This is a genomic window from Pseudomonas sp. R4-34-07 (assembly GCF_003852375.1).
Classification (GTDB): Bacteria; Pseudomonadota; Gammaproteobacteria; order Pseudomonadales; family Pseudomonadaceae; genus Aquipseudomonas.
In genome coordinates, this window is the sequence record NZ_CP027760.1 from 3,059,250 (window position 1) to 3,072,369 (window position 13,120).

14 protein-coding genes are annotated in these 13,120 nt (G+C 59.9%); 5 read left to right on the forward strand and 9 right to left on the reverse strand.

Translation table 11 applies throughout. The features are described from left to right. Nucleotide 1: 1 nt before the first annotated feature. Nucleotides 2–913 (reverse strand): LysR family transcriptional regulator, encoded by a 912-nt coding sequence (locus C4J85_RS13935; RefSeq protein ID WP_124367068.1) that lies wholly within the window; start codon nt 911–913, stop codon nt 2–4. A 121-nt stretch (nt 914–1,034) separates the two neighbouring features. On the opposite strand from C4J85_RS13935, the gene C4J85_RS13940 reads away from it, so the two are divergent. Together C4J85_RS13940 and C4J85_RS13945 are read left to right on the forward strand one after the other, a co-directional pair. Beyond that, complete coding sequence (locus C4J85_RS13940) at nt 1,035–1,775, forward strand: SDR family NAD(P)-dependent oxidoreductase (protein ID WP_124409937.1); 741 nt, start codon at nt 1,035–1,037, stop codon at nt 1,773–1,775. A 19-nt stretch (nt 1,776–1,794) separates the two neighbouring features. Continuing rightward, nucleotides 1,795–2,010, forward strand: coding sequence for a 4-oxalocrotonate tautomerase family protein (locus C4J85_RS13945; RefSeq protein ID WP_124367070.1), 216 nt, complete (start codon nt 1,795–1,797; stop codon nt 2,008–2,010). 46 nt (nt 2,011–2,056) lie between these two features. Here C4J85_RS13945 and phzG read toward each other — a convergent pair whose 3' ends face one another. Genes phzG through C4J85_RS13980 form a run of 7 tightly spaced genes read right to left on the reverse strand, consistent with a single transcriptional unit; the run spans nt 2,057 to nt 8,340 of the window. After that, a complete protein-coding gene (phzG, locus tag C4J85_RS13950) occupies nt 2,057–2,725 on the reverse strand; it encodes a phenazine biosynthesis FMN-dependent oxidase PhzG (protein WP_124409938.1) in 669 nt (222 codons plus the stop codon). Continuing rightward, nucleotides 2,722–3,558: a PhzF family phenazine biosynthesis protein gene (locus C4J85_RS13955; RefSeq protein WP_124409939.1), complete on the reverse strand. Its 837-nt coding sequence runs from the start codon at nt 3,556–3,558 to the stop codon at nt 2,722–2,724. Before C4J85_RS13955 ends, phzG begins: the two co-directional genes overlap by 4 nt. Before the next feature lie 2 nt (nt 3,559–3,560). Further along, the gene (locus C4J85_RS13960; RefSeq protein WP_372240636.1) at nt 3,561–5,450 is read right to left on the reverse strand and encodes an anthranilate synthase family protein; all 1,890 of its coding nucleotides are present in this window, start codon (nt 5,448–5,450) and stop codon (nt 3,561–3,563) included. Between the two features lie 20 nt (nt 5,451–5,470). Beyond that, a complete protein-coding gene (locus C4J85_RS13965) occupies nt 5,471–6,094 on the reverse strand; it encodes an isochorismatase family protein (RefSeq protein WP_124404198.1) in 624 nt (207 codons plus the stop codon). Further along, nucleotides 6,091–7,311: a 3-deoxy-7-phosphoheptulonate synthase gene (locus tag C4J85_RS13970; protein ID WP_124409941.1), complete on the reverse strand. Its 1,221-nt coding sequence runs from the start codon at nt 7,309–7,311 to the stop codon at nt 6,091–6,093. Before C4J85_RS13970 ends, C4J85_RS13965 begins: the two co-directional genes overlap by 4 nt. Nucleotides 7,312–7,334: 23 nt before the next feature. Continuing rightward, nucleotides 7,335–7,823, reverse strand: coding sequence for a PhzA/PhzB family protein (locus C4J85_RS13975; protein ID WP_124409942.1), 489 nt, complete (start codon nt 7,821–7,823; stop codon nt 7,335–7,337). A 25-nt stretch (nt 7,824–7,848) separates the two neighbouring features. Next, nucleotides 7,849–8,340, reverse strand: a complete 492-nt coding sequence (locus tag C4J85_RS13980) for a PhzA/PhzB family protein (RefSeq protein WP_124409943.1) — start codon at nt 8,338–8,340, stop codon at nt 7,849–7,851. Between the two features lie 402 nt (nt 8,341–8,742). On the opposite strand from C4J85_RS13980, the gene C4J85_RS13985 reads away from it, so the two are divergent. Then, nucleotides 8,743–9,468, forward strand: coding sequence for an autoinducer binding domain-containing protein (locus tag C4J85_RS13985; RefSeq protein WP_124411189.1), 726 nt, complete (start codon nt 8,743–8,745; stop codon nt 9,466–9,468). A gap of 47 nt (nt 9,469–9,515) precedes the next feature. Here C4J85_RS13985 and C4J85_RS13990 read toward each other — a convergent pair whose 3' ends face one another. Then, a complete protein-coding gene (locus C4J85_RS13990; protein ID WP_124409944.1) occupies nt 9,516–10,106 on the reverse strand; it encodes an acyl-homoserine-lactone synthase in 591 nt (196 codons plus the stop codon). A 267-nt stretch (nt 10,107–10,373) separates the two neighbouring features. On the opposite strand from C4J85_RS13990, the gene C4J85_RS13995 reads away from it, so the two are divergent. Both C4J85_RS13995 and C4J85_RS14000 read left to right on the forward strand, forming a co-directional pair. After that, the gene (locus C4J85_RS13995) at nt 10,374–12,557 is read left to right on the forward strand and encodes a PAS domain S-box protein (protein WP_124409945.1); all 2,184 of its coding nucleotides are present in this window, start codon (nt 10,374–10,376) and stop codon (nt 12,555–12,557) included. 20 nt (nt 12,558–12,577) lie between these two features. After that, complete coding sequence (locus tag C4J85_RS14000) at nt 12,578–12,919, forward strand: response regulator (RefSeq protein ID WP_256657773.1); 342 nt, start codon at nt 12,578–12,580, stop codon at nt 12,917–12,919. Nucleotides 12,920–13,120 lie beyond the last annotated feature (201 nt).

Consider the following 13,120-nt stretch of genomic DNA (forward strand, 5'->3'; position numbering starts at 1 on the left):
TTCAACGCGTCAGATGCTCCATCAAATAGTCGATAAACACCCTGACACGCAGCGGCAGGTGCCTTTTTTGCGGAAATATCAGAAAAAATGGCCGGGTCGTACCGCCGTACTCGGTCAGCACCGCTTGCAGGGCGCCGCTGTCCAACTCGTCCTGAACCGTAAAACGGTACGCCTGCATCAGGCCCGCACCGCTTTTGGCCAGGGTTGCAGTAGCGAGGAAGTCGCTCTGGCAGGTGTAGTTGCCCGAGGTTTCCAATTCCACCTTCTGGCCGTTGATGTTAAATGCCCATAGCGACCTGCGCCCGCTGCTGGGCATTTCGAACTGGATGCATTCATGGCCGTTCAGGTCTGTCGGGGTCTGCGGTATACCGGCGCGTTTCAGGTAATCGGGAGTGGCAACCACCAACAGTTCCGTGTCTTCAAGACGCCTGGCGATCAAGCCGGAGTCGTCCGGTTGCCGTCCTCTGATGGCGAGGTCGAAACCTTCCTCTACGAAATCGATGTTGCGATTGCTCACATGAATGTCGATTTTTACGTGGGGATAACGCTGGCGGAAGCTCGGCAGCAGGGGCAGCAGCCGATAGTGCGCATAGGGAGTAGGGGCGCTGATGCGTATCCGCCCCGACGGTGCATCCTGGGCACCGGTGATCTCCCGTTCAGCCTCTATCAGTTGGGTCAATGCCTGCTGGCATTGCTCATAGTAGGCGCGGCCGCCTTCTGTCAGGCGCATTTGCCGCGTGGTGCGCACAAACAACACCACGCCCAGGCGCGCCTCCAGCCGGGCGATCGAGCGGCTCACTGCCGCCGGGCTCACGCCTGCCTTGGTGGATGCAGCCGTGAAGCTGCCACTTTCGGCGGTCAGGCAGAACAGCTCGATACTGCCCAGGTTGATGTCATCGAAATAGCGGCTCATGGCACTCTTATTCATTACATAGGGTATCAATTGAAATGCTTTCTACACCATTTTTCAACGCCAGGTTGTCATTTAGAGTGCAGCCTCATCCACATTAAATGCCTCAACAGGCGGAGCATCTATGAAAGCAGCACGAACTGTTATCGTCACGGGCGCGTCCAGCGGCCTGGGGTTTGCCATCGCCAAGGCCTACCTTGAGCGCGGTGACAACGTAGTCGGCAACGCCCGCACACACGCTCGGCTGCAGGAAGCCGCGGCTCGTCTGGGCAATCCTTCCAATTTCATCCTCGTGGCAGGCGATATCGCCAAGCCGGAAACCGCACAGACCTTGTTCGATCAGGCCGTGGCTGCTTTCGGCAAGGTCGACATCCTGATCAGCAATGCCGGCATCTTCATCCCCAAGCCGGTAGGTGAATACACCGAGGCCGATGTGGACGCCATGATCAACACTAACCTGAAGGGCTTTTTCTACCCAGCCCAACTGGCAGCCAGGCATATGGCCGCCAACCACAGCGGTCACATCATTGCGATTACGGCATCCATAGCCATGCAGCCCAATATCAAGGTTCCGGCACTGTTGCCAGTGCTGATCAAGGGCGGCCTGAATCATGCCGTGCAGGGGCTCGCCCTTGAGCTGGCGGCGGCGCAGGTGAAGGTCAATGCGGTGGCGCCGGGCATTATCAACACGCCGATGCATGGCGACAGCGAGCAACTCCATGCTGCGCTCAAGGGCATGAGCCCGAGTGGCCGTATCGGCTCGCCTCAGGATGTGGTCGATGCGGTGCTGTATCTGACCGACTCCTCATTCGTCAGCGGCGCGATCCTGCCCGTGGATGGCGGCGCTACAGCCGGAACCTGGTGAACAATAGGAGAGCAGGCACATGCCGTACGTAAACATCAAAGTGACTCAGGAAGGCGTGACCGCTGAGCATAAGCGTCAACTTATCGAAGGTGTGACTGCGTTGTTGCACAGCGTGCTGAACAAGCCGCCGGCATCGACCTTCGTGGTGATTGACGAGGTGCCCACCGACAACTGGGGTGTTGCCGGCGAGACCATCACGGCGCTGCGAGTGAAGGAAAACGCCCTTAAGCCATAGCCTTCCCAGCAGCGCCTGCGTTCGGAGCGTGAGTTGGCCGCACGCTTCAGGGCTGCAAACGCCGCACCCTCCAGCCCGTATCGCTGCGGTCGTAGCGCAATCGCTCATGCAAGCGCTCCTGCCCATTCCCCCAGAACTCCAGCGATTCAAGCCGCAACTCGAACACGCAATACCCCTCGGGACGCGGCAGCGGGCCTTGCGCCTCGGCCAGTTGCCTGGCGGCGTTGCGCATGGCTTGCACGTCCTCTAAATCTTCACTCTGGCGCGATACCGATGACATCGGGTGCGTCGCATACGGGCGCTTGAGCCACGCTTCATCGGCCTTGGCATCTGGCAGGCGCAAGGCCTGGCCGTTGAGGACGATCTGTTGACTGGTCTCGCGCCAATACAGCACACCCGACGCCCACGGGTTGTCGGTCAGTTCACGGCCTTTCTGGCTGCCGGCATGGGTGCTGAACAACAGCCCGGCGTCGCTGATTTCACTGATGACCACGATCCGCGTGGAGGGCCGGCCCTGGCGGTCGGCGGTGGCCAGCGCCAGGGCCTTGGGTTCGCGGATGCCCACGCGGCGCGCACGCTCCAGCCAGTTGTGCAGCACGCTCATGGGATCGGCGGGCAGCGTCTGATATTCGGGGAAGGGCGCATCCAGTGTGCCGGTGAGGGATTCCGACATGCCTTTACCCAGCAGCGGCTTGCCTTGCAGTGAAAGGTTCATAACACAATGCTCCCCCGTCCGAACGTGACGCCATTACCGGATACCTCGACTCGCGTCAGTTGATCGGCGCTGCCCTCGGCTTTGGCGAACATCAGTGAAGGGCGGCCGATTTCCACGCCCTGCAAAATCTCCACGGGTTGGCCGAACGCTATCTGGCCGTGGCGCGCCAGGTGAATCGCCAACGGCCCGGCAGCAGAACCGGTGGCTGCATCCTCGACCACGCCGTAGGCCGGCGAGAACATCCGGCTGCGCCAATGCCGTCCCGCGCCGGCAAAACAGTTGATGGCCATGTCGTGGAAGCTGGACAGCGCACGGTGGTCGGGGTGCAGGGCCGACAAGGCTGCAATGCTCGGCAGGCCGACGAACACATGGCGCGGGCCGTTGTGATAAATCTCGATGGGAAAGGTCGAGTCGCCGATGCCCAGGGCCTCGAGCAATTCAGCGTCGCGGCCCAGGGCCGTCCAGGTCGGGATCGGCTGGTCCATGCTGGCGGCGATCACGCTGCCGTTCTGGCGCTCGAGTTCAAACGCGATGGTGCCCATTTGGGTTTCCAGGTACAGCCGGTGATTGTCGGTGTGCGCGCCCAGGGCAATGGCCGTACCCAGCAACGGGTGGCCGGCGAAGGGCAGTTCGTTGACCGGGGTGAAAATTCGGATCAGCGCATCCCCACCATTACGTGGCTTGAGCACGAAGGTGGTCTCCGACAGGTTCATTTCTCGGGCGATGCGTTGCATCTGCGGGGCCGGCAAGTCGTCGGCGTCAAAGAACACCGCGACCGGATTGCCTTCCAGCGGCACGCTGGCAAAGGCGTCGATGATGACGTAGTTGTGCATAGTTATCTCCCGGCGGCCGAAACGGAGCTGTCGACAGGTGCGTGGATGAGGGCGTGCCGCAGCAGGTCGGCGATGATGCGCGGGCCTTCCTGGGTCAGCAGCGACTCGGCATGAAACTGCATGGAGGCAAACGACGGCCCGCGCAGGGCATGGACCTCGCCGGTCTCGCTGTCGCGGCTGATCTCGACCGTGCCGATGCCGTCGATGTCCAGGCGGTCACTGGAACTTTGGGCCGCGAATGTGTTGTAGAAACCCACCCGTTCGGCGTTGCCGAACAGGTCAATCTGTTTTTGCACGCCCTGGTTGGGAATGGCCTTGCGTTGCAACTGCAAGCCCAGGCACAGGCTCAGCACCTGATGACTCAGGCACACCGCCAGGAACGGTCGCTGCTGGCTGAGCAGGGAACGGATGGCCATGTGCAGATGGTCGATTTTCGGCAGCTGGACATCGCTCGGGTTGCCAGGACCGGGGCCCATGATCACCAGGTCGTAACCGTCGAAACTGTACTCGTCGCTGAAGCTGCACACCGTCACCACCAGGCCCAGCGCCCGCAGCTGTTTGGCGATCATCGAGGTGAACGTGTCTTCGGCATCGACGATCAGCACATGCCGCCCGTTGAAGTCGGCCTGGGTCTGTTGGCGCTGCTGGCTGTCCATCAACCAGAAATCCGAGACGTAGGCATTGCGGCTGGCCAATGCTGCGCGCACCTGCAGATGGCCACCGAAGCGCGAAGGCGCCTGGTTTTTCAGTGCGGCGATCAGGCCGGCGGCCTTGGCCCGGCTTTCGGCGGCTTCGGTCAGCGGCTCGGAGTGGCGCACGATGGTCGAACCCACGCTGATGCGTACCTGCCCGCTGTTATCGATGTCGGCGGTGCGAATCAGGATTGCCGAATCCAGGGAGCGTCCGCCCTTACCATCGCTGCCGATCAGCGCGGCCATGCCGCTGTAGTACGCACGGCCTTGCGGCTCATAGCGCTGGATCACCCGGCAGGCGCTTTCCAGCGGGCTGCCGGTAACCGTCGGGGCGAACAGGGTTTCGTGCAGGATCTCGCGCACATCGCGGCGGGTCTTGCCTTCGATGAAGTACTCGGTGTGGGCCAGGTGCGTCATTTCCTTGAGGTAAGGACCGAGCACGTGCCCGCCGTCTTCACAGATGCGCGCCATCATTTTCAGCTCTTCGTCGACCACCATGTACAGCTCATCGGCCTCCTTGCGATCAGCCAGGAAGTCCATGACGTCGGTCAGGCTGGGCCCGGCGGGCGGGTAGCGATAGGTGCCGCTGATGGGGTTCATCACCGCGAGCCCATCCTTGACGCTGATGTGGCGCTCGGGGGACGCGCCGACAAAGGTGCGACTGCCGGTGTGGATGATGAATGTCCAATAGACGCCTTTTTCCCGCTCCAGCAGATGACGAAAGAACGACAGCGCACTGGCCGGGCCGTACTCACTGATCTCGGCCAGAAAGGTGCGCTTGATCACGAAGTTGGCGCCTTCCCCGGAGCCGATTTCGTTGGCGATCACTTGGCTGACGATCTCGGCATAGGTGGCGTCGCTGAGGTCGAAGCGTTCGTTGTTCAATTGAATCGGTACGTTGGGCAGCAACGCCAGCAACTGCTCAATGCCGATGGACTGCTGCTCGGTGATGTTCATCGCCAGCAGCGGTGAGCCATCGTCCACCGCTTCGAAGCCGCGTTCGGCAATCTGGCGGTAGGGAATCAGCGTCAGTACATCCAGGCGCGGGGCACCGATCGACGGGGCAGGCAAGTCGATATCGGCCAAGACCCGTGGCTGCGACATCTCGCCGATCAGCACGTTCAGCAGCCCGGGGCCGCTGGATTCCGGACGGTACAAAAGGGCAAACGGTTCGGGCGCCGGTTGCAGGATGCGTTCCATGAGGCGGGCGGCGGCTTGGCTCATAGCACCACCTCGTCGGTGGTGATGACCATGGCGCAACGGCTGGCGGCGTATTCCATGGCCATCCAGTGATGCTCCTTGCTGAAGTCGGCGATCGCGTCGGCCACGAGGAAGGGTTGGATGTCGTTGGAGTAGGCATCCACGCTGGAAATCAGTACCCCGACATGCGCATACACCCCGCACAGGATCAACTGGTCGCGCTCGCCTGCGTGCATACGTTGCAGCAAGTCGGAATTGAAGAAGGCGCTGTAGCGCCACTTGGTCAGCAGCCAGTCACCCGGTTGGGGCGTGAGGGCGTCGACCACCTCGCGGTCGGCCGGGCTGGCCTGCATGCCTGGGCCCCAGAAATCCTTGAGCAACCCGCGTTGCTCCGCGTTCATGCTGCCCGGCTGGGCGGTGTAGGCCACTGGCACGTGGTTGTCGGCAGCCCACTGGCGAATGCGCGCGGCATTGCTCACGACCTCTTCACGCAGGGCCTGGGGCAGGGGCCGCAGGAAGTAGCGCTGCATGTCATGCACCAACAGCACGGCGCGCTCGGGGTCGATACGCCACTGCGCTAGGTTGGAGGGCAGGTCGCGGGAGGTGGGCAGGGCGTAAGGGACGATCGATGGAATGCCGGTCATGGCGACAAACTCCAGTCAGAGGGAACCAAGGGTGGAGGAGGGCAGGTTTGCCAGGCCATCACCGCAGCAATGGCTTGCCTGGGGTTCAGGCGCGGGTCGCACAGGCTTGTGTAGTGGCTGGCAACCTGGTTCAGGCCGGCGGCATCGGAGGCGCACTCGCTGACGTCATCGGGGGTGGTTTCCAGGTGCAGTCCGCCGGCCACGCCACCGGCCGAGGTCACGGCATGTTTGAAGGCGGTGATTTCCTCGGTGATGGTCTGCACCATGCGGGTCTTGTTGCCGCAGGGCGCGACGATGGTGTTGCCGTGCATCGGGTCGCTGAGCCAGATGATCTGGTGGCCGGCACGGCGCACCGCTTCAACCAGCGGTGGCAGGCGGTCGGCGACCTTGTGGGCGCCCATGCGGGCGATCAGCGTCAGCCGGCCGGGTTCGCGCCTGGGGTCCAGGCGCTCGCACAGGCTCAGCAGCTGGTCCTGGGTGATGTCCGGGCCGACCTTGCAGGCCACCGGGTTGAGCACTTCGCTGAGCAAGGCTACGTGAGCGCCGGTCAACTGGCGGGTACGCTCGCCAATCCACGGCCAGTGGGTTGAGCCGAGAAATACCCGGCCCTGCTCGTCCTGGCGCACTTGCGGCAGTTCGTAGTCGAGCACCAGCATTTCGTGGCTGGTCCAGGCGGGAGAACCGCTGAGCGGCTCCTTGCCGGCCGGGTCCTTCCACCCCAGGTGTTGCATGATGTCCTGCGCAGCGTGATAGCCGCGCACCAGGCGCTGCGCATCATGCTGGCGATGGCCGCTGACTGCCTCGCGACCGTTGACCATGTCACCGCGATACACCGGCAACTCGACATCGCCGATGCGTTCGCTGTGGTTGGAACGCGGCTTGGCAAACTGCCCGGCAATCCGCCCCACCCGCACCACCGGTTGCTGGGTTACCAGCCGGAACGCACCGGCCAGGATGTCCAGCACTGCGGCTTTGCGCGTTACATGGCTGGGCGCGCTTTCATCCATGTCCTCGGCGCAGTCGCCGCACTGGATGATCATCGCTTCGCCAGCCGCGACCCTCGCCAGGGTGGCACGCAGGACCAGAATATCTTCGACGCGAATCAGTGACGCGCTGTCCCTGAGGTAGGCCTGCGCGTCATGCAATTGTGAGGGTTCGCTCCATTGAGGCTGCTGGAACGCTTCACAATTTAGAACTCGTTTCAGTAAGTCTTCCATGATGCGATCACTCTCCCAAAGGATTAAGTAGGGATGCCTTCACGCTTGATGTGCGGTACCGCAATACCCAAGGCGCGCAGTTGTTGAAAGACGTTCATGAATTCACGATTGCGTTTTACTTTGCCGTCCTCCAGTTCGAAGGAGTGCAGGAAGTGATTCTCGTAATAACCTTCCGGGTAACCGGGAAAGAGAATCTTGCCGTGACCATCGCACTCGACCCAAATATGGTTAGGGTCATCGGTTTCAAACACTTTGACGTTGTACCATTCCCAATCCGGGAAGCACTTGAGTGACCAAATAGCGTGTTCGGCCAGTTTGGCTTTGCCACTGATTACAATCGGCGCACCGGTGTCCGTGGTCCATAAGCCGCCGGAACCGTCTTCGGTGAATAGTTCATGACGGCGCAGGCGGTCCTGGCCTTTAGTGCGCATGTATTGCTCGACCGTGGCGCGGTTCTTGCGACGGAGTTCAGTGTCATTAGTTGTCAGTTGCTGTGCCGTGCTGGTAGACATGCTCAATCTCCAATGGATAAAGGGCTTATGAGGCGGGAATCCCTTCACGCTTGATGCTTGGAATCGGGATGCCCAAGGCGCGAAGTTGTTGGAAGGGGTTCATGAATTCACGGTTTTGCGTGATCTTGCCGTTGTCCAGTTCGAAGGAATGGATGTAATGGTTTTCGCAATACCCCTCCGGGTAACCGGGCACCAGGGACTTGCCGCGGCCGTCGCTTTCCACCCAGAAATGGTTGGGATTGGCGGTTTCGAACACCCGGACGTTGTGCCATTGCCAGTCTGGAAAGCACTTGTCCAGCCACACGCCGAGGGCGGCGAGTTTCGCGTGGCCTTTAAACACAAGAGGCTCCCCGGTTTCGGTATTCCAGGAGCCGCCGCTGCCATCCGGCGTGAACAGCTCATGCCGGCGCAGGCGATCTGCGCCATTAGTGCGCATGTACTGTTCAACCGTGGCGCGATTTTTTTGGCGAAGTTCGAGCTGATCATTAAAACCGCCAGTGGTAAGCGAAGCAGGCATGGGCAGCGTTCTCCTTAGTTGGATCAAGATTCAAAAATCAAGTAAATATTTAGTTAATTGCGCTTGGCCGTATCTAACAGTTGTTTTAACTGTGGTGCCTTCGCGGCTGTTCCGAGCGGTGTTGTTTATACACCCGCATTTCCTGGGCCTGGAACTACCAGATCTTGTAGTGGCTCAAGCCTGAATGGGGCAGTGCGGGCTGTCGGACAGCTTGTTGCATTATTATGAATGGGCAGGTTCATTCGTCGGCCGAGAAACAGTGGCCTATGGCTAGTTAGTTGGGTTAGACATAAGAAATCTAGTGCTAGTGCGAAGCAGTCTATGGGGCAGGAATTTTATGTTTGACATGAGTTCAGGTTGCTTTAGTCTCACGATTCCTTTCGAGCTTTATAGGTGTTCAAAATGGAATTAGGACAGCTGTTGGGATGGGATGCTTATTTTTACAGTATCTTTGCGCAAACCATGAACATGGAGGAATTCACGGCGGTTTCATTGAGGGTCTTGCGTGAACTGCGGTTTGATTTCTTTGCCTATGGCATGTGCAGCGTGACGCCGTTCATGCGGCCCAGAACCTATATGTACAGCAATTATCCCGAGGACTGGATACAGCGCTATCAGGCAGCTAACTACGCAACGATCGACCCTACGGTGAAACACAGCAAAGTCTCGTCAGCCCCCATTTTGTGGAGCAATGAGCTGTTCCGGGGCTGCCCGCAGCTGTGGTCTGAAGCCAACGATTCGAATCTACGCCACGGCCTGGCACAACCTTCGTTCAACACCCAGGGGCGTGTCGGGGTGTTGAGCCTGGCACGCAAGGACAATGTCATCAGTCTTCAGGAGTTCGAAGCATTGAAGCCGGTGACTAAAGCGTTTGCCGCGGCGGCCCTGGCGAAGATTTCCGAGTTGGAAAGCGACGTTCGTGCGTTCAACACCGATGTGGAGTTCAGCGAGCGGGAATGTGATGTGTTGCGCTGGACCGCAGACGGCAAGACCTCGGAAGAAATTGGCGTGATCATGGGCGTGTGCACCGACACCGTGAATTACCACCACCGCAACATCCAACGCAAAATCGGCGCCAGCAACCGCGTACAGGCCGTGTCTTACGCGGTCGCGCTGGGCTATATCTGAGGTTTATCGACTACGCCGAGTCGTCCAGCAGGACAACTCGGCCGGTATCATGCGGTCTCTTCCAGGAACGCCCCGGACGTGAAGGCTGAAGGTATGCGGGCGCCACGGTGGTGTTCGCGGTGAGCCGAAAGCTTGATCGCGAGGATTTTTTCGTCCTGGTGCAGGGTGACCGGCCCCAGGCGTTCGTAGTTGACCCCATTGATTTTGTAATAGCGCTCCATCGTGCTGTTGACGATGCCGACGATGGCATCGGCGCCCGCCAGGCTGGCGGTCTTGAGGCTTTTCCAGAACAAAGGCATGGCCAATTGCGGCTCGCGGGTGGTGAAGCGGGTCATTTCCCAGATGGCGGTATGCTTGGGCGGTGTGTCTGCGCAGGTATGGCTGAAGACGCCCTCCAGCAGGTTGGGGAATATTGTGGGTATCAGGCGGGCGCAGCCTACAATGCAATGATGCTCGTTGAACGCCAGGAGGTAGCGGGCGTGCTCCGTGTCGTATTGATCCCACTCACAACCGGCCTGGTGCGGCTGGATGGGCAATCGCCATCCAAGTTTCTCGACGAATTGTTCGTGCCGAAAGCGACCTAACATGAGTTTGAGCTCGTCACTCATTTCGCTCAGCGTATGCTCTTCCATGTGCATGACAGGATGTTCCTTGGGGGAGGGGCAAGTGCGGGTTTTTATAGAGGACTTGTAGAGGCTTGGCACCTACAAGATCTTGTAGTGGGCTCTATGCGCCATTTTTACTGAACTACCGAAACCCATAATGATCTAGCGTCCATTGCAGGCTCAGAAAAGATCTTTCCGGGTGAAATGAGATTTATCTGAAGTGGAACGCCGTCTCAGGCAGAGTAGGCCCCAAGACGGTGGAAACAAATGCGTTCCAATCAGGTGTTTGAGGACTGAACGATGTTGAATTTTGATGAGCGCCCCAGGGACGCGCGCGAGCCCAGCGAGTACGAGAGCCTGGTCGCGATGGGAACCCGCACGCTCGATGCCATTCCTGGGGCTATCTACCTATGTGACCGCGATGGGTGGCTCATCAGGTTCAACAGCGAAGCGGTCGAGCTGTGGGGCAGGACACCGGCGCTGGGGGAGGGCGGAGACCGCTTCTGCGGTTCTTATCGCCTTTATTCCACAGGTGGCACGCCGTTGGCCGTTGACGAATGCCCGATGGCCTCGACCCTCAACGCGGGCCAGTGCGCGCGTAACCAGGAAGTCTTGATCGAGCGCCCTGACGGATCGCGATTCGTGGCACTCATGAGTATCCGCACGCTGAGAGACCGGGAGGGACACATCCAGGGCGCAATCAACTGCTTTCAGGATGTCTCGACGCACCACGCCATCGCCGAAGAACTGCGACGTAAAAGCTGCGATCTTGAAGACTTCTTCGAAAACAGCGCCGTGGGCCTGCATATCGTCAGCGGCGAAGGCATTATTCTGCGGGCCAACAAAGCCGAGTTATCGCTGCTGGGCTATTCAGCGGGCGAGTACATCGGCCGTCATATCACCGAATTCCATGTGGATGAGCCGGTTATCGGTGACATCCTCACCAAGCTTGGCAGCGGCGATTGCCTGAACAGCTATCCGGCGCGCCTAAAAGCCAAGAACGGCACCATCAAGCATGTCGCGATTACATCCAATGGGCGCTTTGAAAACGGCAAATTCTTCAATACCCGTTGCTTCACTATCGACGTGACCCGCGTGCACGACGCCGAAACCGAGCGCCAGGAGAGCGATGACCGCTTGGCGGCGACTTACGAGGCGGCGACCATCGGCATTGCGGAAGCAGGGGAGGACGGTCGCCTGCTGCGGGTGAACGATGCCCTGTGCACCATGCTCGGTCGGTCTCGCGAGCAACTGCTGGCGATGACCTTCCTGGACTACACCCATCCAGACAGTGTCGAGCAGGACGCGGCGTTATACGCACGGCAGGTGGCGGGCGAACTGGACAATTACGTGTTGCGCAAACGTGCCGTAAAGCTCGATGGCCAGCCGATCTATCTGGATATTCACAGCTCATCGGTCAGGGCTGCCGATGGCAGGTTCCGCTACGGCGTACGGGTCATCCAGGACGTGACGCTGGCCCGGGAGATGGAACACCGCGTGCGCGAAAGCGAGCGACACATGCGCAACCTGCTGGAGGCGCTGCCGGCGGCCGTCTACACCACCGACGCCGAAGGGCGCATCAACTTCTATAACGGCGCGGCCGTCGAGTTGTCGGGGCGCACACCGCAACTGGGCGACCTGTGGTGCGTCACCTGGAAACTGTTCAACACCGATGGCACGTATCTGCCTCACGACCAATGCCCCATGGCCGTGGCGCTCAGGGAAAATCGGCCGGTACGGGGCGTCGAGGCCATTGCGGAACGCCCGGACGGCACTCGCGTGTCCTTCGCGCCGTATCCGACCCCTCTGCACGATGCCGACGGAAACCTGATCGGTGCGATCAACATGCTCGTGGACATTACTGAGCGAAAGCAGGCAGAAGACCGACAGAAAAACCTGATCGATGAACTCAATCACAGGGTCAAGAACACCCTGGCCACGGTCCAGTCCCTGGCGGCGCAAACCGCGCGTAGCGCGCAGGATGCCAACGAAGGTTATGTCCGCTTCGAAGCCAGGCTGCTCGCGTTGTCGCGTGCCCACGACTTGCTGACGAAGCGGCATTGGGGCCACACGCCGCTGAGCGTGCTGGCCCATGAAGTATTGATGCCGGTATTCGGCCATGAGCCTGGCCGCATCGTGATCACCGGTGATGCCATCGATGTGGACACCCGCGTCGCCCTGAGCCTCACCATGACCCTCAATGAACTGGCAATCAACGCCCTGAAATACGGTTCGATGTCGGTCGAGACGGGGACACTGTGCGTGAGCTGGAGCGTTCAACACCAGTCGGACGGAGCGCTACTGACCCTGGACTGGCGCGAGCACGGCGGCCCGCCAGTGAACACGCCGGAGCGCAAAGGCTTGGGTTCGCGTTTGATGCAGCGCTGCATCGAGCGTGATCTAGGCGGTTCTTTTGAACTCGACTTCGCCCGTGAGGGCGTTCATTGCCGCGTTTCGTTCATGGTCGTTGAGAACAAACCATGACCGGATTCCCAGGAACCAGGGTGCTGCTGGTTGAAGACGAAGGCGCCATCGCGATGTTGATCGAGGACATGCTCGAAGACCTGGGATGCACGGTCGCCGCCTCCGTGGCCCAACTCGCGAAGGCACTCGAAAAGGCCAGTGTGCTCGACGTAGACCTGGCGATTCTGGACGTGAACCTGGCGGGAGAACGCGTGTTTCCGGTTGCCAGTGTTTTGCGTGCACGCCACATTCCGTTTTTATTCAGCACGGGGTATGGAGCCAGCGGCCTGCCGAAGGAGTTTGCTGGCTGTCCGGTTTTGCATAAGCCGTTTGCGGAAGACGATCTTCGGTTGAAGATGGCGCTGGCGTTGAATGAGGCGTGATCAGAGCGCGGTTTATTGACGTCAAATCATAATTGTGTAGGGCGCCATTCAGTTGCCCGATTGACCGCCGATATCTATTCAAGTCGTATCCGTTGGCGGTAAACCGAGGGTCAGTCCATGTTCAATAAAACTATAAAAGATGAACTGGAGGCCAGGAAGGCCGAAGTAGTGGGTTACAAGGGATTGTTCGAAGCACTGGGC